The 21,818-nt window shown below is 66.3% G+C and carries 22 protein-coding genes and 1 pseudogene; all 23 read left to right on the top strand.

The genetic code is table 11. The features are described from left to right. Window positions 1-622 precede the first annotated feature (622 nt). Window positions 623-916, top strand: coding sequence for a hypothetical protein (locus M1M07_RS23725; RefSeq protein ID WP_248675732.1), 294 nt, complete (start codon window positions 623-625; stop codon window positions 914-916). Continuing rightward, window positions 897-2,423: a terminase gene (locus M1M07_RS23720; protein WP_248675731.1), complete on the top strand. Its 1,527-nt coding sequence runs from the start codon at window positions 897-899 to the stop codon at window positions 2,421-2,423. Before M1M07_RS23725 ends, M1M07_RS23720 begins: the two co-directional genes overlap by 20 nt. Beyond that, window positions 2,417-3,781, top strand: a pseudogene (locus M1M07_RS33085) (DUF935 family protein); the annotation flags it as partial. The gene M1M07_RS23720 and the pseudogene M1M07_RS33085, both read left to right, overlap by 7 nt. Window position 3,782: 1 nt before the next feature. Further along, the gene (locus M1M07_RS23710) at window positions 3,783-4,841 is read left to right on the top strand and encodes a head maturation protease, ClpP-related (RefSeq protein WP_248675730.1); all 1,059 of its coding nucleotides are present in this window, start codon (window positions 3,783-3,785) and stop codon (window positions 4,839-4,841) included. Between the two features lie 11 nt (window positions 4,842-4,852). After that, window positions 4,853-5,275, top strand: coding sequence for a DUF2190 family protein (locus M1M07_RS23705; protein ID WP_248675729.1), 423 nt, complete (start codon window positions 4,853-4,855; stop codon window positions 5,273-5,275). A 5-nt stretch (window positions 5,276-5,280) separates the two neighbouring features. Further along, window positions 5,281-6,207: a hypothetical protein gene (locus tag M1M07_RS23700; protein WP_248675728.1), complete on the top strand. Its 927-nt coding sequence runs from the start codon at window positions 5,281-5,283 to the stop codon at window positions 6,205-6,207. Next, entirely contained in the window at window positions 6,207-6,599 is a 393-nt protein-coding gene (locus tag M1M07_RS23695; protein ID WP_248675727.1) for a hypothetical protein, read from the top strand. Before M1M07_RS23700 ends, M1M07_RS23695 begins: the two co-directional genes overlap by 1 nt. 14 nt (window positions 6,600-6,613) lie before the next feature. After that, window positions 6,614-6,973, top strand: coding sequence for a hypothetical protein (locus M1M07_RS23690; protein WP_248675726.1), 360 nt, complete (start codon window positions 6,614-6,616; stop codon window positions 6,971-6,973). 55 nt (window positions 6,974-7,028) lie between these two features. After that, entirely contained in the window at window positions 7,029-7,289 is a 261-nt protein-coding gene (locus tag M1M07_RS23685; protein WP_248675725.1) for a hypothetical protein, read from the top strand. After that, complete coding sequence (locus M1M07_RS23680) at window positions 7,282-7,611, top strand: hypothetical protein (protein WP_248675724.1); 330 nt, start codon at window positions 7,282-7,284, stop codon at window positions 7,609-7,611. The genes M1M07_RS23685 and M1M07_RS23680 overlap by 8 nt, the downstream gene beginning before the upstream one ends. Then, window positions 7,611-8,021 carry a hypothetical protein gene (locus M1M07_RS23675; protein ID WP_248675723.1) on the top strand — a complete coding sequence of 137 codons (411 nt, stop codon included), beginning with the start codon at window positions 7,611-7,613 and terminating at the stop codon, window positions 8,019-8,021. Before M1M07_RS23680 ends, M1M07_RS23675 begins: the two co-directional genes overlap by 1 nt. 70 nt (window positions 8,022-8,091) lie before the next feature. Continuing rightward, window positions 8,092-9,021, top strand: coding sequence for an Ig domain-containing protein (locus M1M07_RS23670; RefSeq protein WP_197253674.1), 930 nt, complete (start codon window positions 8,092-8,094; stop codon window positions 9,019-9,021). A gap of 120 nt (window positions 9,022-9,141) precedes the next feature. Next, a complete protein-coding gene (locus M1M07_RS23665; protein WP_248675722.1) occupies window positions 9,142-9,459 on the top strand; it encodes a hypothetical protein in 318 nt (105 codons plus the stop codon). After that, window positions 9,456-9,830, top strand: coding sequence for a hypothetical protein (locus M1M07_RS23660; protein WP_197253676.1), 375 nt, complete (start codon window positions 9,456-9,458; stop codon window positions 9,828-9,830). The genes M1M07_RS23665 and M1M07_RS23660 overlap by 4 nt, the downstream gene beginning before the upstream one ends. Window positions 9,831-9,833: 3 nt before the next feature. Continuing rightward, window positions 9,834-10,652 (top strand): hypothetical protein, encoded by an 819-nt coding sequence (locus tag M1M07_RS23655; protein WP_197253677.1) that lies wholly within the window; start codon window positions 9,834-9,836, stop codon window positions 10,650-10,652. 3 nt (window positions 10,653-10,655) lie between these two features. Next, window positions 10,656-16,403, top strand: a complete 5,748-nt coding sequence (locus tag M1M07_RS23650; RefSeq protein WP_248675721.1) for a transglycosylase SLT domain-containing protein — start codon at window positions 10,656-10,658, stop codon at window positions 16,401-16,403. Continuing rightward, window positions 16,400-17,227 (top strand): hypothetical protein, encoded by an 828-nt coding sequence (locus M1M07_RS23645; protein WP_248675720.1) that lies wholly within the window; start codon window positions 16,400-16,402, stop codon window positions 17,225-17,227. The genes M1M07_RS23650 and M1M07_RS23645 overlap by 4 nt, the downstream gene beginning before the upstream one ends. Window positions 17,228-17,233: 6 nt before the next feature. Then, window positions 17,234-18,811, top strand: a complete 1,578-nt coding sequence (locus M1M07_RS23640; protein WP_248675719.1) for a hypothetical protein — start codon at window positions 17,234-17,236, stop codon at window positions 18,809-18,811. 14 nt (window positions 18,812-18,825) lie between these two features. Then, window positions 18,826-19,182 (top strand): hypothetical protein, encoded by a 357-nt coding sequence (locus M1M07_RS23635; protein ID WP_248675718.1) that lies wholly within the window; start codon window positions 18,826-18,828, stop codon window positions 19,180-19,182. Then, the gene (locus M1M07_RS23630) at window positions 19,179-20,657 is read left to right on the top strand and encodes a C39 family peptidase (protein WP_248675717.1); all 1,479 of its coding nucleotides are present in this window, start codon (window positions 19,179-19,181) and stop codon (window positions 20,655-20,657) included. Before M1M07_RS23635 ends, M1M07_RS23630 begins: the two co-directional genes overlap by 4 nt. Further along, entirely contained in the window at window positions 20,658-20,987 is a 330-nt protein-coding gene (locus tag M1M07_RS23625; protein WP_248675716.1) for a hypothetical protein, read from the top strand. Window positions 20,988-20,990: 3 nt separating this feature from the next. Further along, window positions 20,991-21,404 carry a hypothetical protein gene (locus M1M07_RS23620; protein WP_248675715.1) on the top strand — a complete coding sequence of 138 codons (414 nt, stop codon included), beginning with the start codon at window positions 20,991-20,993 and terminating at the stop codon, window positions 21,402-21,404. 59 nt (window positions 21,405-21,463) lie between these two features. Further along, a partial coding sequence (locus tag M1M07_RS23615; protein WP_248675714.1) for a hypothetical protein occupies window positions 21,464-21,818 on the top strand: 355 nt, incomplete at its 3' end.

Raw genomic sequence — 21,818 nt, 5'->3', positions numbered from 1 at the left:
TTGGATGGTGGCGGTGCGGGGCCACCAACCACAGGAAGACGGCATGCCCCAACACCCCAGCCGCCCCCACAAAACCACCAAACAACGCGGACTCGGATGGACCCACGAGAAAACCCGCGCACGACTCCTCCGCACACACATCGACGGAACACCCTGCTACTGGTGCGGCCGCCCCATGTACCGCGACCGCACACACAACTGGGACTACGACCCCACATCCACCGACCGCGCATCCGGCTCCCTCGCCGCCGACCACAGCCACGCACGCACCCACGGCGGCACCAAAGCCGACCGACTACTCCACGGCACATGCAACAAACAACGCGGCGACGGCACCCGCGACCACAAACGCCCCGCACTCCGCGCCACACCACCACCAGCCGCCTTCCCATGGCCAACCACAATAACGCCCTGACCAGCACAAACGGCATCCCCCAGGGGGCCTACCCCAAATCCTGGAGGATGCCGATCCCCGACTCCCTCGGCGCCCAGTCGGGAATCTCTCTCCGGCGCTTTTTCCACCACGACGCCCTGTGACAGGAGGTGATGCCGCATGGCCACGAAGAAGCCTCCGCTGCGCGCTGTCGCTGCTGACGAGACCGCAGCACCCCCCTCACAGCCGATGACCGTGGAGCAGGCCGCGAAGAACGGCTCACATCGGGACCTGCTGGTGGCGATACGTGACCGGATCGCAGAGACAGTCGCCGGCGCGAGCTGCCCGCCCCGCGATCTGGCGTCGCTGACGAAGCGGCTGCAGGACATCGCACACCAGATCGAGGCCATCGACGCCCGGGACGCGGAAGGCGATCCGGGGCAGCGGATACGGGAACTGGAGTCAGCGCTGAGGGCGATCGATCCGTCTCATCCGCTGCTGACCGGCGCGATCGACGATCGATATGACGCCTCGGCCATCTGAACGGAAACTCTCGGAGGTCGCGCGGCATCTGGTGATCCCGGACGGGATCGTCACCTCGCAGTTCCCCCGCGTGTACCGGCGGCTGCGGGATGTCGGTGTCACGTTCGACCGGTGGCAGCAAGGGTTCGGGCAGGTCGCGCTGGGGTGCCGCAAGTCCGGGAAGTACGCGGCGTCCATCGGTGGCGTCGTGGCGTCGATCCCGCGGCAGGTCGGCAAGACCTACACGGTCGGCAACCTGATCATCGGCATGTGTCTGGAGTTCCCGGGCCTGCGCGTCATCTGGACGTCGCACCACAACCGGACGACGACGAATACTTTCCGGTCGATGCAGGCGATGGTGCGGAAGAAGAAGGTGTGGCCGCACATCGCGCCGAACGGGATCCGCACCGCGAACGGTGAGCAGGAGATCCGGTTCACGAACGGGTCGATCATCATGTTCGGTGCGCGTGAGCAGGGCTTCGGCCGCGGCATGGACGCGATCGACGTCGAGGTGTTCGACGAGGCACAGATCCTCGGCGAGAAAGCACTCGACGACATGGTGGCGGCCACGAACGCAGCCAAACATCCGCACGGTGCCCTGTTGTTCTTCATCGGGACACCGCCGCGGCCTACCGATGATGGTGAAGCGTTCGCTGGGAAGCGACGGAAGGCCATCAAGGGGCAGACCAAACACCAGGTGTATGTCGAGATCTCGGCGGATCCCGACACCGACCCGGACGACCAGTCGAAGTTCGCCACGTTCAATCCGTCGTATCCGCATCGCACTCCGCTGGAGTCGATGCTGCGGCTGCGGGAGAACCTCGGCAGTGAGGACAGTTGGCGTCGTGAGGCGATGGGCATCTGGCCTGATGACGATCTCGACGACGACAAGTTGCCTGTCGATCTGGCGCGGTGGTCGGCCTTGTACTCCGGGGAACCGGAGTTCACGGGGGTGACGTGCCTGGCGGTGGATATGTCGACGGAGCGGGACCACACCGAACGGACCTGCTCGGTGGTCGCGGCGGCGGAAACCCGCACCGGGGCTCATCTGCAGATCGGGTATCACGGGTCTGCTGATACCGCGACGGTGGTGAAGTTCCTCGTCGCGGCCGTCGAGGCCGGTGATCCGGTCGCTGTGGTGATCGATCCGAAGTCCGCGGCGCAGGTGCTGATCCAGCCGCTGCGGAAGGCCGGGGTGGAGCCGGAGTTGATGCGCGTCACGGATGTGATGGCGTCGACGACCGGGTTTCTCGCCGCGGTGGACGAGCGTCGGATCACGCATGACGACGACACGCGGATGAGCGATGGATTGAGGGCAGCGAAGCTGAGGGAGATCGGCGATGCCGGCGGCGTGGCCTGGGCCCGCAAGTCGTCGGGGGTGATCTGCCAGGTTGTGGCTGCATCGAATGCCCTGTGGGGCCTGACCGAATTCAAGCCGAAGCCGACACCTCCTCCGCAGGAGTTGAGGTTCGAGCCGACACCGAAAGGCGGGTCACTCATGGGTGATGTGATGGAGATGTCATGGTGAGCGCGGTCGGTGTGCCGTCGCCAGGCGAGATCGGGTACGCGGTCGCCAATCCCGACGCTGGGTATCGGGAGATCGACGCGGAGAACACCTTCGAGTTGAAGTGGCCGTCGTGCCTCAAGGTCTACGACGCGATGCGCCGCCAGGATGCGCAGGTACGGACGGTCCTCAAGGCCGTGACGCTGCCGATTCTGGCCACCCAGTGGCGGCTGGATCCCGCGGGTGCCCCGGACGAGGTGGTGAACTTCGTCGGGGAGCAGCTCGGGCTTCCGATCGTCGGCACGGAAGGTGATGAGGCGCCGCCTCGTCGGATGCGCCGGTTCTCGTGGGCTGAGCATCTTCGCATGGCGCTGTTGGCGTTGCCGTTCGGGGCGATGTACTTCGAGCAGGTCGTGGAGTTCAACCCGGAATCGAACCGGGTCGAGTTGCGGAAGCTCGCTCCGAGGATGCCGTCGACGCTCGCTGACATTCATGTGGCGCGTGACGGTGGCCTGGTCGGTATCGAGCAGCGTCCGCCGGCATCGTCCGGCACGATCCGTGCATCGGATCTCGAGCCCCGCGTGATCGGCATCGACCGTCTGGTCGCGTACGTGCATGAACGTGAGGGAAGCAACTGGGGTGGTGAGTCGATCCTCCGTGCCGCGTACAAGAACTGGACCCTCAAGGATCGGCTGCTCAAGCTCGAGGCGCTGACGATCGAGCGCAACGGCATGGGCGTGCCGGTCTACACGAACCCGCCGGAAGCACAGCCTGACGACATCGAAAAGGGTCGTCGGATGGCCAACTCCTACCGGGCTGGTGACGCGGCCGGCGCGTCGATCCCTTACGAGTCGAAACTCGAACTCAAGGGTGTGACGGGGCAGCTACCGGATCCGCGGCCTGCGATCGACTACCACGATGCGCAGATCGGCCGGGTGGCGCTGGCCCACTTCCTGAACCTCGACGGGCAGGGCGGCTCGTATGCGCTGGCCTCGACGCAGGCTGATCTGTTCTCGACTGCGGTGCGGTCGGTGGCGGAGATGATCCGTGACGCGGCGAACCTGTACATCGTCGAGGACCTGGTGGATTGGAACTTCGGTGAGAGCGTGCCGGCGCCGAAGATCGTGTTCGACGAGATCGGGGAGTCGTCCCTGTCGATCGCCAATGCGCTGCGCACGCTCGTCGACGCCGGCGTGATCATCCCGGACCGATCCCTCGAGGAGCAGGTGCGGAGATGGCTGGATCTGCCGACGAAAGACCCATACGAACCGAAGTCAATGACCCCGAGGGGGACTCGTGAGCAAGAAGACGTGGTGCCAGATCAACGCGAGGGCGGACAGCACCACCGAGATCCTGATCTACGACGTGATCGGGAGCTACTGGATGGATACGGACGCCGCGACGATCGCGAAGCAGATCAACGATCTCGACACCGATCGGATCACGGTACGGATCAACTCGCCCGGAGGGTCGGCGTTCGACGGCGTCGCGATCATGAACGCGCTTCGTTCGCATCCGGCGTCGGTGACCGTGCGCGTCGATGGCTTGGCCGCGTCCGCGGCGTCGATCGTCGCGATGGCCGGTGACGAGATCATCATGGGCCCCGGCACGCAGCTGATGATCCATGACCCCTGGGTGTACACGCAGGGCGATGCTGCGTTCCTCCGGTCGGAGGCGGATCGTCTCGAGAAGACGGCCGAGTCGATGGCGTCGCTGTATGCGCGCCGGGCGGGCGGCACGGCCGATGAGTGGCGTGACCTCATGACCGAGGAGACCTGGTTCACGGCCGAGGAGGCTGTCGAGGCTGGTCTCGCTGATCGTGTCGACAGTGATGACGCGGCCCCGGTCGAGAACAACATCGCTGCGACGTTCAATCTGGCGCATTTCCGATACGCGGGCCGGGCGCACGCTCCGGCTCCCCGAATCCCTTCTGCCGAGGCGGTAGAGGGCACACAAGGAAAGGAGGGCGTGATGCCCACCTTCATGGAAAGTCTTCGTACGCGCCTCGGTGTCACCGAGGACGCCAGCGAAGACGACGTTCTGGCTGCGCTCGACGCGGCACTGGCTGCTCGTACCGAGGGGCAGTCGATCGAGGCCCGCGCTGACGTGGTCGCGGTCGATCGGTCTCGGTTCGCCGAGATGCAGTCCCAGCTGGCCGAGCTCGCTGCGTACCGGCAGCAGCAGGAGCAGGCTGCCGCTGAGTCGTACCTGGCTCAGGCGATGGCGGACGGCAAGTTCCCGCCGGCGAAGCTGTCCCACTACCGGGATCTGCTCAACGCGGCGCCGGAGCAGACGCGGGCGCTGATCGATGGGATGCCGAAGAACGTGATCCCCGTTGCGGAGATCGGTCACGACGGCGACGGCGTTCACGTCGATGAGCTCACCGCGCAGCTGAACGCAGCTGCCGACAAGTCCGGAGTGTTCCAGCTCCGGGGTCTCTGAGGAGGACCTCAATGTCCAACCCCACTTTCGGAATCGGCCCGATCACGCACAAGGTCGCGACCGCCGTCACCAAGTTCCACGTCGTGAAGCTCGGTTCCACGGGCATCGCACCGTGCGGCGCGGCTGACCTGCCGTACGGCGCTGTCGCACAGTCCGGTGCCCCCGCAGCCACGCGCGCAGACAATGACCTGTCCCACGGTCTTCCGGATGCTGTCGCGGTTCACACCGTCGGTGTACTGCCGCTGACCAAGGCGACCACCAGCGCCGCGTTCGCCACCGGCGACGTCGTGTACGTGGCAGCCGATGGGAAGGTCGCCAAGACCGGTGACACCGCGATCGGCATCGCTGTCAAGGCGTCCACCGCCACCGACACCACTGTTCGTACTCAGCTTGCCGGCCCGTTCTTGCCGGCGCCTGTGACCGAAGGGTCCTGATACTCATGGGAAACATCACTTCCGCATACGACGGTGACAAGATCACTGTCGACTCGATGCTCAAGGACCCGACGTGGATCCCCACCCGGGTGATCAATTCGCTCGACGGCGCGTTCCTCGAGAACCTGCTGTTCCGCAACGGCGGGTCGAACGACTCCGGTGTCGTCGCATTCCGCGAGGCAGCCAAGCCGTACCTGAACGACGACGCTGAGCGGGTCGCCGAGTTCGGTGAGATCCCCGTCTCCGATCTCAGCCAGGGCAAGGTCCGCGCGGTGATCGGCGAGAAGGTCGGTCTGGGTATCCGGGTCTCGTGGGAGATGCGGCACGAGAACAAGGTCGATCTGCTCAACCAGCAGGTGACCGCGCTGCAGAACACCATGATCCGCTCGGGTGTCCGCGCGTCGCTCGCCGCGTTCAACGCTTCCAGCGTGCCCACGGCCCCCGCGACCGACGAGTGGAACGCCTCGAACGGCGACCCGGTCAAGGACATCTTCGACGCGATCGAGCAGATCCAGTCGGCGCAGCCCACCGGTGCCGGTGATGACGACTACTTCGGGTACAACCCGGACACGATCGTCGCGCACCCGACCGCGGTCACCGCGCTGGTGCGAAACGAGGCGGTGCAGAAGTTCTACATCGGCAACGTCGCGGGCGAGAATCCGCTCTACCGCGGTGTCCTCCCGCAGACGGTGTGTGGCCTTCGGGTCGTGCAGTCGCGGTTCATGGACCCGTCGAAGGTGATCGTCCTCGAGTCGGGTGTGGTCGGCTTCTACTCCGACACGTACCCGCTGCAGATGACCCCCTTCTACGAGGAGGGCGGCAACTCCGGTGCGGGTGGCCCGAACCAGTCGTGGCGTGCCGACGCATTCCGTAAGCGGATCCTCGGTGTGGACAACCCGAAGGCTGCGGTGACCATCACCGGAGTTCTCTGATGGCGGTGTTCAAGCTCCTCGTCTCCCGGTGGGACGAGAAGGTGCGGACCAAGCCGGACGAGTACGTGCGGCATACGCAGGGTGAGGTGTTCGAGGTTCCTGACGGGCAGGTCGAGCGTCTTCTGCGTATCGGTGCGATCGGTCCGGTCGATGAGGAACCTGCCCTCCCTGAGGGTGCGGCAGACGATCCCCAGGACGAGGAGTCCTCGGACGGGTCGGAGTCGGATGAGAGCTCCGGCGAAGTGGACGAGACTCCTGACAGTGAGCAGGTGAATCGCCCGAAGCAGACGGCACCCAAGCCTGTGTGGGTTGACTACGCAGTGTCCCGCGGCATGGCCCGTGAAGAGGCCGAGGCGCTCGACAAGCGTGAGCTGATCGCGGCTCTCGACTGACAGGAGGGTGCGAAATGGCGGACTTCGCCACCCCTTCCGACATCTTCCGGCCCCGCCCGGTCCCAGCAGACCGCGAAGACGATGTACGGGATCTGATCGCCGCGGCATCGAACTGGATCCGTACGCGCAAGCCAGAGATCGCAGATGACGATCCCGCAGCTCGTGTGGTCGTCATCCAGGTCGTGCGGGCGGCGATGGCAACCGAGAAGTACGCCGGTCACGTCTCCTACACGAAGACAGTGGGAGGCGTGACCCGGTCCGGCACGCTCGCCAACCCGGGGGCGCTGCTGATCTTCGAGCCATCGCACTACCAGCTCCTGGGGATCTCGCAGGCCGGAGCCCCCTCGTATTTCTTCGGAGGGCACTGTGGATGAGCTCGGAAATCAGACTGTCCGTGTGATCGAGCGGGTCCGCGGCAAACGTGGGGTCATGACCGAGCAGACCACGGTCGAGTATCCGGGCTGCTCGGTGCAACCCGTCGATTCCGTCGAGGGTGTTCCGCTCGAACGGCACGAACGATGGGTGCTGTACGCGCCGCCCGGGTTCCCCGAGTCCACCGAGAACATCCTCGACGTCGATGGGATCGGCCCGCGACTCCACGTGGCAGGCAACCTGCAGGCGTGGTTCGACGATGACGGGACCCCCGACCACGTGTGGGGCTACCTCGAAAGGTGGGAGAGCAGTGGCTGATCCGAAGCCCGGCACGTTCCGGTTCTCGTCCAAGGACGCGAAAGCGATCATGGCGTCCCCGGCCGTGCAGAAGGCGAGCCGCCGCATGGCGGAGGTCGGCGCCAACGCGTTCCGGAGGGAAGCTGGCCGGCACGCGAAGACAGGCAAGCTCGCCGCCCAGGTTCGTGTCGAGCGGGCCCGCGGCTGGGACGGCCGGCCAGGGCACCGGATCGTCTCCTACCGCCGCAACAACCAGTACGCACTGTTCGGGACACGCCGCTCGAAGGCAGTGCGCGCGAGCCAGGCCGCGATGCGTGCCATGAACCAGCCTCGGAGGTACTGATGGCCGTCGAACCCGACGACACCCTGTTCCCGGACATCCAAGAGGTGCTGATGGTGTACCTCGCTCCACTCGGGGAGACGGACACCGAACCGCCGCCCACCGACGACGGTATCGGCATCCAGATCAACCGGGTCGGCGGCCACGACGACGGGATCAGTGACTACCCGCGGGTGCAGATCACGTGCCATCACCCGGATCCGCGGGGCGCCTCGAAGCTTGCCCGGCAGGTGCGGAACCTGATGGATCGCATCGCCGGGGAGGCCATCGTCGTCGAGGACGAACCGAAGCCGATCTGCATCGACTCCTGCCGCGTCGACACCCCGCCGGAAGCCGAACCGTACGAGAACCCGGACGCCCGCCGCGAGGTCGCGTACTACGCGCTCAGCCTGCAGAAGCCCTGGCGGCGCTGACCACTCCACCCAAACTCGCCCAGGCCCACGACATCACCGTCGTGGGCCTTTCTCATGCCCAGGAGGCATCATGGCCACATCTGTTGGCGAACTCGAGGTCGCGCGACACCAGCGTGAACTCATCCTCAAGCCGAACCGCATGCACATCTTCGGGATGGGCATGGACGTCGACCCCATCGAGTACATCACCGAAGGGTCGAACTCCCAGCTCGCCGAACTCCCGGACGGAGCATGGGACTTCGGTCTGCTCCTCAAGGACGACGCGATCACCCTGACCCGCGAGATGGAGAAGTCCGACATCATGGCGGTCGGCTACTCCAACCCGATCCGATCGGACTTCACCTCCGACATCGCGGGCCTGCAGTTCACCGGCCTGGAGGCGAACCGGTACAACATCGAGAACAACCTCGGTGTGGACCTGTCGCAGATGGTCGCCAACGCGGAGACCGGTGAGATTGCGTTCGATCAGCCGGCGATCGCGGCGATCCGGCAGCAGCGTTATCTCGCTCTGGCCCAGTTCAATACCGGTGTCGACCGGATCTACCTCGGTCGCCTGTTCTACGCCGGTGAGGTCGCCGAGATGGGGGAGCAGACCCTCTCCGACGGCGAGGGTTCGCTGACCTGGCCGACGACGGTGAACGCGATGGTCGACACCGAGTACGGCGTCTCGGTGCGTCACTACTTCGGCGGCGAGGGCTGGAACCGTGTCCTCGAGGACGCGGGATTCAAGCGCGGCGGGCTGTCGATCACCACCGCGTCGCTTCCCGGCGGCACAGTCGGCGTGGCCTACTCGCAGACCCTCACAGTTGCCGGTGGTACCGGCACCAAGACGTGGACCGTCGCCTCCGGCGACCTGCCGGCAGGTCTGAGCCTGTCCACAGCCGGTGTCATCTCCGGTACCCCGACCGCGGCCGGGACGTCGAACTTCACTGTCCAGGTCGTCGACAGTGCGACCGCGGGCAGCGTGCAGAAGCCGCTGTCGATCGTCGTCGCTGCCTGACCGGCGCCCGGCATTCTCGCCGGGCTCGAGAACGCACTGGGCTGGGCGGGGATCGGCGGTCGACCGCCCGCCCAGTGCATCCAGACCGCCACACCGACCGTCACCGAAGGAGGTCCCGCCATGGGACAGATGCGCACCATCAGCAAGGCCGGATGGACGCCGCGCGAACTCGTCGCGGCGGACGGCCGCCGGTACACCCCGAGCTCGTTCCGCGAGGAACGTGAACTGCTCGCATCCGGCTACACGCTTGCGCCCCCCGAGCCCCCAGCGGCCACCGAACCGGCCGCGCCGGCAACGGCCGCGCCGGCAACGACCGCGCCGGCAACGACCGCTCCGGCAACGACCGCGACGAAGCCCGAACCCGAGGCACCCGCCGGCGACACAGTCGCCGCGCAGAAGCCCAAGACCACTGCACGCAGCAACGGAGGCACGAAGTGAGCACGGACAACCTCGACAACCTCGCCCAGCTCGACGACCAGAACGTCCGCCGGTACGGCGGCGAACAGCGAGAGCGCAAGGCACCGTTCCGGTTCCAGATCGGCGAATCGCCCGTCTTCTACGTCCAGGAACCGGACGCCGACACCGTCATGGACATCGAGGAAGCCCAGACATCGAGGCGCGTGCTCAAGCTGTTCCTCGGGGACCAGTTCGACGATGTCGCCGACTTCCTCGGGCCGGAACACCCGGACACGCTGATCGACCTCGCACGTGACCTGTCCCGACACTTCGGGCTGTTCGACGCCGAGCAGGCAGTCAACCGCGCCGATCGACGTAGCCGGCAGCGGCGCCTCGGTGGTCGTCGCCGCTGATCGATGAGCGACGACAACGGGTCGGCGGCCTCCTTCTTCAGGACCCTCCTCGAGGAGGCCGCCGGACCGTTTGTCGTGAATCTCGGCGACGACGGGCCCGAGCTGGTCATCGAGGCACCCGAAGCGGGCGACGTCGCCGTCCTCGACACCACCGTTTCCGTCCACGACCAACTCGACCTGCTCGTCGGCGAGCAGCTGGCCGACATCATCGCCGACCACTACGCGCACCGACCGTTCTCGGAACTCGCCGATCTCGTCGACGACATCCGCGAGCACTTCGGGATCCTCGTCCCGCCGGACGCCGGATGGGCGTACCTGGTCGACGAGATCGACCGCTACGGGGCAGCGATCGAGAAGGACCTGTTCGCCATGCCCGGTGACGAGCGGCTGTACGACTGGGTCCGCGACCATCTGAACAATCCGTGGAACCGGCTGCTGCGGCTGTTGCCCGCGTTTCCCGAGGGCGGCTGGTACTTCGCCGCGCTGGGCAACGACGACGAGCGTGCCCAGAAGATCCTCGAGATGGAGCAGCGCGGCGAGTTGCCGCCTCCGTCGAAGCGCCCGTCGCTGGTCGGCTGGACGTACGAGCGGGCGCAGCTGACCAACATGGTCGACTCGCTGCGCCGTATCGAGCACGCCACCTGGGGTGCGTCCCCGAAGTTCAAGGGCAAGGGCGGAAAGCCGCCGAAGGCATCGCCGCGCCCGCAGACCGCGCGTGAACGCGCCGAGGAGTACCAGGCGCTCGTCGAGCACGACGACATCGCTTCGCAGGTGCTCGGTAGCCGCTACACGCGGCGCCTCACACCGTCAGGAGGTAGCTGACCGATGAGTGACCTGCAGGGTGGGCAGACCTTCATCAATGTCCTGCCGTCGATGGGCGGCTACTTCAAGCGGGTTCGCGCTGAGATCAAAAGGCACCCTGTCGATCACACGATCGGCGTCGAGGTCGATCAGCGCAAGCTCGCCAAGGCCAAGTCCGACCTCGACAGTGCCACCAAGGCAGCGGCCGACGCACGCCGACGGGAGGTTGCCGCGACCAAGGAGGCCGGCGACGCCGAACGGCAGCTGCAGACCCTTCGCGGCAAGGGTGTCAACGACGCGAAACGGCTCGCCGATGCCGAAGCCCGGGTGGTCAAGGCCAAGCGGGACAGTCGTGCCGCGGCCGACGCGCTCAACGCGGCCGAGTCGAAGCGTTCGCGGGCCGCGGACCGCGTCGTCCGCATCGAGACGCGGATCGAGACTCGACGCGCGGAATCTGACAGCCAATCGTTCCTGCAGCGGATCGCCGGGAGATTCCGCAGTGGCGGCCAGGCGGCCGGTGCGCAGTTCGTCAGCGGCGTGAGCGCCGCGATGAACTCGCGTGGCCGAGGCAGCGACGAGGGGCGCAGTTTCGCGGCGGGATTCGTCTCCGCCATCGGCACCGGAATGCGCGGCGCCGTCACCGGTTTCACGCTCCTGAGCACAGCGGCGAATTCGGTCATCAAGAACGTTGGAACGGCAGCCACAGTTCTCGGGCTTGCTGCACGAGCCGTCCGCCACTTCAGCGTGGGGTTGCTGGCCAGCACCACGCTGCTGAAGATGATGACCGGTGTGGGCGTCGCCAAGCTCGCGGGCGCGCTCCGTCTGGCGGCCGCAGCGGCCGGCATCCTCGCCCGGGACATCGGCCGGGTCACGGCAGCTCTGCTGGTGATGGCCGGTGTGGCCAAACTGGTCGGGATCCTGACGCGGATCGGTCGCGCGCTCGGAGTGATCACCGTCGGGTCTGCCGCGGCGCTCGGGGCAGTCTCGGCGCTCGGATCGGTTGTGGCGACCTTCGCGGCGGGCCCGATGGTTTCGGGTCTGACGGCGATCGCTGCGGCGATGGGAACCGTTGCGGCCGCGGCGGCCGGCATCCTCGGCCCCGCCATCGGGGTGGCGAAGCTGGCGTTCGCCGGTCTGTCCGACGGTGCGAAGGCGTGGACCGACTCGCAGAAGAACGTGGGCGCCACCGCATCGAAGAGCGCGTCGGCGCTCAAGGCTGTCGACAACGCCAAGAAGGCACAGGCACGCACCGCCGAACAGGGCAACCGACAGATCGTCAACGCCGAGAAGCAGGTCGTCAAGGCGCAGGAAGCGGTCAAGGAAGCGCAGGACGACGTCAACAAGGCGCGGCAGCAGGCCAAGCGGGACGCCGAAGGGTACGCGCGGACTCTCGCCGGGTTGGCTCTCGACGAGGAAGGCGCCGCGCTGGCGTTGGCAGAGGCCGAGAAGAACCTGCGCGAGACGAGGGCCAATCCCGATGCGGACGGTCTCGACCGCTGGCGGGCGGAACTCGGTGTCCGCGAGGCGAAGCAGGCCTACGAGGAAATCAAGGCCACGGCCAAGCAGGAACGCGCCGAGATCGCCGACGCGCAGGCCAAGGGCATCGAAGGATCCGATCGGGTCGTCGAAGCCAAGCGGCGTGAGGCCGACGCACAGGAGCAGCTGAAGGACGCTCAGGCCGATCTGGCGCAGACTCAGAAGGATGTGGCTCAGGCCAACATCGATGCTGCCGAGGCTGTGGCGGACGCCTACGAAAGTCTGGCTGAGGCGCAGCAGTCGGCTGCTGGAGACGATCCGTTCGCGGCGATGATCGGTGAGCGGCTCGCGCCGCTGCTGCAGGCGTTCAAGAACCTGCGTGAGGAAATCACCGATCGCTTCAGTGCCGCGATGATCGGGTCGTTCACCACGCTCGGTGGACTACTTGACCGGCTCAGCCCGAACCTCGGCATCCTGGCCACCACGCTGGGCGCCATCGGGTCTCAGATCGCCACGTCGATCTCGAGCCCCGCCGCAGTGGCCGGCTGGGATCGGATGATCGCAGGGTCGAACACCTTCTTCAGCAGTCTCGCCCAGGGCGAAAGCGGTGTGGGTTCGGTGTTCTCCGGCCTGATCAGCGTTCTCGGAACGGCAGCGGAGACGTTCGCGAACACCGGTGCCTCGCTCAACGAATGGCTGCTGGGTATCGGTGAGAAGCTGCGGAACATCAGCGCAGACGATCTCCGGTCCTCGCTCGAGTCCGTACGGCAGACGTTCGAGAACATCCGGGCAGTTGTCGGTCCCGTGTTCGACCTTTTCCGCGGGTTCGGGGCAGAGGCTGCGTCCGGACTCGCGCCCGGGTTCGCGGCGCTGGGCCAGGCGATCCGGGACTCGATTCCCGGACTCATGGACATGGCTCGGGAGCTGATGCCGGCACTGGGGGAGGCGCTGGCCAACCTCGCTCCGGTGCTTCCCGGCCTGGTGGAGGCTTTCCGCCCGTGGTCGGAGGTGATCGCGGCGGTCGCTCCGCACCTGGCGACGATCGTCGAGAAGCTGGTTCCGTTCGCGCCGGTGCTCCTGGGTGTCGTCATGGCCGTGAAGGTCTTCGGTGTGGCGGTCACCGCCTGGAACGCCATCATGTTCGGTGCCTCGGTGGCGCAGGGTGTGTTCGCGGCCGCGACCGGTCGTTCCGCGATGTCGCTGCGCCGCAACACGGTCGCGTTGGCCGCGCATCGTGCCGCGCTGGTTGCGGGGGCCATCGCGCAATGGGCACTCAATGCGGCGATGAGCGCAAACCCCATCGCGCTCATCGTGATCGCGATCGCCGCCCTTGTCGGGGCGCTAGTGTGGTTCTTCACCCAAACCGAGACCGGGAAGCGGATCTGGGAGACGGTGTGGAACGGCATCAAGGCGGCGCTGTCCACAGCATGGGAGTTCATCAAGTCGGTGTTCGACAAGCTCGGTGAGGTCTTCACCTGGCTGTACGAGAACATCGTCCAGCCGATCTTCACCGCACTGAAGGTAGCGCTCGCGGTCGTCGTCACCGCGTTCCTGATGTGGTGGGAGGGCGTCAAGCTCTACCTCGAGCTGGTCGGCAACCTCATCTCCTGGCTGTGGAACACGATCGCCCGGCCTGTCTGGGAACTGATGAAGGCGGGCCTGCGGGCCATGGGTGACTTCTTCGCCTGGGTGTGGAACTCTCTGATCAAGCCTGCCTGGAACGCGCTCGGCGACGGTATCAAGGCCGTGTGGGAGCACGTGATCAGTCCCGTGTGGGACCTGCTCAAGGCGGGCCTGAATCTCGTCGGTGATCTGTTCTCCACCGTCTGGAATTCGGTGATCAAGCCCGCGTGGGAGGGGATCGGCAGCCTCATCCGGACCGTGTGGGAGACGGTGATCAGCCCGGCGTGGGATGCCATGAAGAACGCCCTGCAGAAGGTCGGGGACTTCTTCGACACGATCGTTCGGGGCATCAGCACTGTCTGGGACGGGTTGCGGGGCATCCTGGCCAAGCCGATCAACTTCATGATCAACACGGTCTGGAACGAGGGTATCGCGAAGGCGTGGAACAAGGTCCGCGAGTTCATCCCTGGCTTGGCGGAGGCAACGCCACTCGCGGGCATTCCCGAGCATGCCACCGGTGGCCCGATCTCCGGGCCCGGCACCGGTACGTCCGACGACGTGCTGATGTGGGGCTCGAACGGTGAGCACATGGTCACCGCGGCCGAGGTCATCGCCGCCGGCGGCCACAACGTGCTCTATGCGATCCGCGACATGATCGCCCGCGGTATCCCGTTCTCGTGGGACAACGGCCGGATCGTGTCCGAGGTGGGCCGCGACAACCTCAGCCGCTACGGCGCCCAAGTGGCGGCGAAGGGGCTGGGCAACGTCAACCCGCAGGGCATGTTCGACGGGCTGCTTCCCGGCTACAAGGACGGCGGCGAGATCCGCCCGATGTGGCAGACGCAGCTCGAGAACGGTCACCGTGCGGCGAAGATGCGCAACGGCAACCCGTACACCTGGGGCTTCGAAGACTGCTCGGGCTTCATGTCGATGATCGCCGACGCCATCATCAATGGCGGCAACGGTTCCCGGAACTGGTTCACCGGATCGTTCCCTGGGACTCAGCCGTGGAAGCCGGGCCTCGGTCAGGGCTTCTCGGTCGGCGTGTGGGACGACCCGGGCGGACCGGGCGGCGGCCACACCGCGGGCACCCTCACCGCTGTCGGGCCGTACTCGACGGTCAACGTCGAGTCCAGCGGATCCGGTGGTGTCATGTACGGCGGAGGCGCGATCGGCGCGGACTCGCCGTACTTCGCCGGCAAGCACCCGGGTCTATTCCACCTGGCGATCGGCGCGGACGGTGCGTTCGAATCCGGCGGCGTCGGAGGCGGCGGCGGACTGTCCCCGGAGGGCAAGCAGTCGTTCGTGCAGAAGAAGATCGCGGACATCTTCGACTTCTTCCTGAACCCGATCAAGTCCGGCATCGCCGCGGCGATCGGGACGCCTCCGCCCGAATGGAAGAGGATCCCACCAGGATTCCTCGACAAGGGCCGGGACATGACGTCGTCATTCCTGGCGGACAAGGTCACCGGCCTCGGTGACCTTCTCGGGTCGGTCTGGGACAAGGCCAAGAACATCGGTGGCTTGTTCCGCGACAAGGGCGGCTGGATCCCGAACGGGCTCTCGATCGTCCGCAACGAAACCGGCAGGCCCGAGGCGGTCCTGAACTGGGATCAGCTCGAGCTGATCAAGGACCTGCTCGTGGGCGGCGACGTCGCGGGCGCACTGCGCGCCGCGACGCTGCTGAACAACGCCCCCGCCACCGCCGAGGCCACCCTGGCCGCGGACTACAGCCAGTACGGCTACGAGCAGGACAAGGTCGAGGTCGGTCCGGCGGCCGCGGCGAAGTACGCCTCGGAGATCGACTGGCTCGGTATCGGCGGGCAGATCGGAACCTCACTGCTCGCGGAGTGGGGCAACGACCTGCTCGGCATGGCCGGGTTCTCGAACCAGTTCAAGGGCCTGCAGCTCGTCGACGACACCGGTCGCCGCTCGGACGAGGCCCAGGTGCGCAGCGAGGCCACGTACGACGACTACCAGACCGACACCCCGGCTCCGGCGACCACCGAGACGCCGGTGGAGTCGTCCGGTTCGACGGCCACGGCCGCCGAACCGGAGTCAGTTGTCGACGCGGTCAAGCGGGCCTTCGCCCCGTCCAGCTGGAGCGAGGGTGAGCAATGGGCCGCAACCGACTGGATCGTGCAGAAGGAATCGGGCTGGAATCCGCTGGCGCGTAACCCGTCCTCGGGTGCGTTCGGGCTGTTCCAGTTCCTCGGGTCGACGAAGGACGCCTACCTTCCGGACGAGAATCCTGACCCGTACATCCAGGGGCAGGCCGGCGCGAAGTATATCCGCGACCGGTACGGCGATCCGATCCGCGCGAAGTCGTTCTGGGAGAAGAACGGCTTCTACGACCAGGGCGGTATCGCGTCCGGTCGCGGCTTCATGCTCAAGGACGTCATCCGCCCGGAGCGTGTCCTGTCGCCGCGGCAGACCGAGGCGTTCGAGGCGTTGGTTCCGATGCTCGACCGGGTCCAGTCGGCTGCGTCCGCGCCGGGCGAGGTGATGTCAGCGGCTGATCGGTCGGCGCTGGAGTTGGCGCCGGTCGGTGGCGGCGACAGCTGGAACTTCAACGGTGAGCTCTCGCCAGCGATGAGGAGGGAGATCGAGATCATGTGGAACCAGCGTGAGCGCGGCCACGGTCGAGGATCCGAGTCCAGGAGGCGGTGGTGATCGACTCGATCAGCATGGTCGGGTGGAACGGCGCTCGTTACCGGCTGGGTGGGCCGAGCGGTGGGGTCCGGGACGTGTGGATCCAGGGTGGCCTCGATGGCCTCTGGGTTCCCGCGCCCCGGACCCCGACCCGCACTTCCCGTGCATATCAGCACGGTTCGACACCGAAGGTGACGAAGATCGAGGAACGGCTGCTCGACTTTGCGGTGCGGATCGAAGGCCGCACCCGCCGCGACTTCGAGCGCGCGTTCTCCGAATGGATGGCCGTGTGGTCGTTCGACCAGGACAACGAGGTCACGACGCGGACCGGCGACGGGCGACGCACGATCAGGCTGCGGCTCGATCGGACACCGAAGATCGCCGGCCGGATGTCGATGCAAACCACCCGCATCGACCTCGAGATGGTCGTGGTCGCGTGCTGGCCGTACCTGACCTCGGGCACGAAGGTCGTCAAGTGGGAACCCGGTGTCGGGTCGCACACGGGTACGGTGCCGATCTCGAATCCGACCGATGTGCCGTTGTGGCTGAAGTTCGAGGGCACCCCGGCCACGAAGTGGATCCTCCCGGATGGGTTGTCGGGTCGGATGGTGCCGTTGCGGCCGCAGACCACCGGTTGGCGGGTGCAGACCCGCCAGGACTTCCAGACCATCCGCGCCGCTGGCGCCGGGTTCGAGGTGTGGAAGGCGATGCGGGGCGTGAGCTTCCTGCACGAGATCCCGCCCCGCACACCGAGGACGGAAATTCCTGTCGAGGTGCAGGGCTCGGCGGTGCCCGCCGAGTTGCGTGTCCACATGCCTCGCTACCACGAGATGCCTTGGGGGTGATCGCTTGTGAGTTACGACCTCGATGCCGATCTTGCGGCGATCGACGCTCAGGAGCATGAGGAGGAAGCGTTCGCGCTGCTACGCACCCGGATCACAATCCACGACCGGGACCTCGAGCTCGTCGGTGAGGTCGAGGGCGAGTACGACGCAGACTGGGAGACGATCTGCAACGAGGTCGGTGAGGCGTCGGTCGGGCTCGACGGGCGGGATGATCTGGCGCAGTGGCTGATCGATGGGAGCAGGGTCAACCAGGACATGTTCCTGGTGTTCCGGTCGCCATGGAAGAAGGCGTGCTTCAAGGTCTACGACATCGAGTACGACGAGGACGAGCACGGCAACTCGATCGTGCGGCCGCTGGCCCGGCACATCCTCGACGAGGCGAAGCACTGGCAGTGCTGGCCGAACACACTCGCGCCGCTCGCGGTGCAGGCGCCCAAGGTTGATTTCCAATGGGGCGACTCGATCAAGGTGGTCAAGGGCTACGCCCACCGGAATCTGCTGCGTGAGCAGCAACCTGGGTGGATTCCGGCCTTCGACATCTGGGACGCGGCGAACTGGCAGGCGAACTTCGACAACGCGAAGTGGCCGATGGTGATGGTGCCGTACATCGCCGCACGAGACGGCGTCGGACCGTGGACGGCACTCGGGTCGCGGATGGACGACTTCTTCGACGTGGTCAAACCCACCCTCGACGACGGCGGTTTGCAGCTCACCGCGGACCTGTGGGAGCCGGGCGATCCGCAACCGTGCCCGTCGCATTTCATTCTCGATCGGCCGACGTTCGTGTTCGACGTCAAGCAGCGCGCCACGATCCCCGGCATCACCGGGACGATCCTCGATCCGATCAAGGATCTGCTGCGGATCTTCGGTTCGGACGGCACCACCGACACCGTCACCATCGCCGACCCGAATCTCGATCCTGACAACACGGACCCGAACGGGCCGTGGGTGATCTTCCGGCGCGGCCAGCATCGGGGCCTCAAGTCGAAGATGGTCATCCACAAGCCGATCGAGCACACGATCATGACCGGCGGTAAGTCGCCGGATGCGATCAACCAGGGCGCCAAGCTGATTTCGAACATCCTGCTGGGGTTGCTCGGCACACTGATCGGGATGCCGTGGCTCACGCTCGGGATCTTCGACAAGGCCGTCGAAGATGTCATTCTCGCGTGGGCTCGCGGCGTGGACTACTCGCGCAAGTCGGAAATGGGCCGGTTCGCCCACAAGGGCGGGTTCGAGACCGGTGGCGGTGTTGCGGTGTCGCCATCCGGGCTGCAGACGATTCGTGTCGGCCTGCACAAGGCACGCGGCTATGTCAGCTTCGCTGCCGATGTCGATGACGCCGCACCGTACCGGGTGGGCCTGCACATCGACGACGGGCTGCGGGCCGGGTTCGAGATCGGTGATCAGATCTGGCTTTCGCACATCGCATCGGTGCGGCAGTCATGGAGTCGTGAGAACCCGGATCAGCCGTGGGAGATCAATGTCGGCGACTACCGGGCCCAAGAACTTGCCGGTACCCGCGCGTTGCGGGCGCTCGAGGCCGTGTCCGGCACGTTGCGCCAGCACTCGAGCGCTACCTAGACCAGGAGGTTGTCATGACACCCGAAGAACTGCAGGCGGCATTGCCGCCCGAGATGCATCCGTACGCGTACGTGTTCATGCACCCACCGACGAACGGGGAGATGTCGCCGGTAGCCACGCTCGAACCGGACGAGATGAATTCGCTTGCCCGGCACATCGAACGGCTTGGCTTCCGGCCGGTCGAAGAGTCACTCGATCGGTACGACCCGCCGGCGTCTGGGCCGATACACCCCCACAACCCGGGGCAGTGGCGGTCGAAGAAGCGACCTGCCCCGCATCGGCCGGACCCGTACGCGCATCTACGTGCCCAGCTCGCAGATCTCCCGGCCTCCGTGCGCGCCGACCTCCTCGAGGAGAAACCGGAATCGTGACCACGAAACAGCTGCCCTACGACCGGACGATCGTGCCGCAGGAAACCGGCTACTGGTGCGGACCCGCCTCGATTCAGGTGGTGCTCGACAGTCTCGGCATCAAGGTCGCCGAGCCGGACATCGCCAGTAAGACAGAAGCCCTCGAGGGGAACATCGGCTGGGACGATCGGGACGGCACCGACCATGTCAGCCAGGTCGCGACGGTCCTGAACGAGTACACGAGCGCCGGGTACTTCGTCGTCGAGATGCCGCAGGATCCGCCCACCGGGGAGCAGAAGGAACGGCTGTGGCGAGACCTGGTGGCGTCGATCAACGGCGGGCACGGCGTGGTCGTGAACATCGTCGCTCCAAGAGGGAACTACCCGCAGGCGGTGGCGCCGTCGACGATCAGCCCGACCTACGGTGGCGGCACGGTCTACCACTACATGTCGGCGATGGGATATTCGGATGACGGTCCGCGTCGGGTGTGGATCGCAGACTCCGGGTTCGCACCATTCGGGTACTGGATGAGCTTCGACCAGCTCGCCACCCTGATTCCGCCGAAGGGGTACACGGCCGCGCCCGGTCCAGTGCCGCCCGCACCGGCCTCTGTCCCAGCGGTCGGGCTCACCGCCGAGACCCTCTCGGAGGCGATGGGCCACACGGTACCGATCGAGCGATACCGCACGCTGCTGCCGGCGTTCTCGGCTGCGATGGTCGCGGCCGGGTGCACGACGGTGGAGCGCGCTGCGATGTGGTGTGCGCAGCTCGGGCACGAGTCTCAGGGGTTGCGCCTGTTCCGCGAGTTGTGGGGCCCGACGGCCGATCAACTCACCTACGACGGGCGTATGGGCAACGGCCCGGGCGATGGGTTCCGGTACCGGGGTCGTGGCGCCATCCAGGTCACCGGCCGCAACCACTACACGGCGTTGTCTGCATGGGCCTGTGATCACGGATATGTGCCCACTCGCACGTTTTTCGTCGACCAACCGGAAGCCCTCGAGCGCGACGAGTACGCGTTCCTCGGTGCTGTTTGGTACTGGACGACGCAGCGACCGATGAACGACCTTGCCGACGCCCGCAATCTCGCGGGCGCCACACGCGCGATCAACGGCGGAGACAACGGCATCGCCGATCGTTCCGTCCGCTACCAACGGTGCCTCGACATGGGCGCCGCACTACTTCCCACTGGAGGACCGGTGACCACCTTCATCGACGCGGGTGTGGCGCAGCTACACCCGACGCCCGGACTGCTGCGCACGATCAACCGGCCGCAGAACATCAACGAGTCCACCCGCGACCCGAACAGTGCGTGGCCGGGCGCGATCTGGGCGGACATCTGGAACGAGACGGTGTGGGACGGGTACGACATCCGACCCGAGTACGCCGACGTTCCGGATGATGTGGGCCGCTCGGCGGTCGGCCTGCTGCAGACCATCGCGGCCCGCCAGGTCCGCATCGAAGCCAAACTCGACCGCCTGTTGGGAGACAAGTAGATGTTCTCGAATCCGACTGTCCGCAAGTGGATGTACGTCATCAACCCGGTAGTCAGCACCATCTTGCTGATCCTGGTCACCCTCGGAGTGATCGACGAGGGGATGAGCGCGAGCATCGCCAACGCGATCGCGAGCATCCTCGTCATCGCGACCGGCGGTGTCGCAGTATCGAATCTCTCGCCGAAACCGGCCACGATCACCGCGGACGGTATCGCCGTGATCACCGACGCACTCGCCGCATACGCGGCGACGACGCAGCCCGTCGAATCCGTGCAGCAGGCGGCGACCGAGATCCGGGAACAGTACATCGATCCCTTCATCCGGCGGTGACACGTGGATGAACTCGGCATTCCCGAAGAGTCCACCACCCACCCTGCTGTCGTCGCCGCCGGCGCGTGTGCCTTGATCGTGCTCATCCTCGTGTTCGTCGGCCGCAGGGTCGCCGCGACTCTCGCGCCGGCCTGGGAATGGTGGCAGAGCCGGACCGAACGACGATTCCAGCGCCAGGTCCGCATCGAGGCCGCTGCGAGGATCCTCAACGACGAACGTGTGGCGATGCTGCTCGAACGGGTCGATGGACTGTCGGCTGAGATCAAAGCCCAGCGAGAGGAACTGCTCGCGCAGCGTGACGAGGAGCGGGCGCGCGCCGACCACCTCGAGCAGGAGCTGTTCATCGTGCGGAGTCGGCTCGATGACGCGCTGAGCGAGATTCGTGGCTTGAAACGAGCCTCGGAGGAGGTGCGATGACCTCACCTGATGGATTCATCCCCGGTAGCACGAATACCGGATGGGGTGATGTTTCGGAGATGGCCGACGCTTTCGTCAACGACCAGGGCGGCCTGCTCGGGATGGTCGCCAATCTGGCGATCCAGCGGATCAACGACTTCGCCCACGACATGCTCGACGCGATGGACGGCGCGACCGGCGGCGTGTTCAACCTCGATGATCTCGCTGATCGCCTGTACGGCACGGAACGTGGCCTGCAGACGAACGTGCCGCGACTCGACAACAGGATTGACCAGATCGTCCTGGATAACATGCAGGCCCAACTCGCCACTTACAGTTCGACGGACTGGTGGTACAAGCCCACGGACGCGAAGTTCATCAGGGTCGTGGTGATCGGCGGGGCGTCCGGTGGGGGCCGCGGCAACAACGGCGGAA

It is taken from the genome of Rhodococcus sp. HM1 (genome assembly GCF_023218075.1).
Taxonomy (GTDB): domain Bacteria; phylum Actinomycetota; class Actinomycetes; order Mycobacteriales; family Mycobacteriaceae; genus Rhodococcus.
The sequence above is the reverse complement of the archived record's forward strand: the minus strand, read 5'-3'. Positions and strand labels throughout refer to the sequence as shown.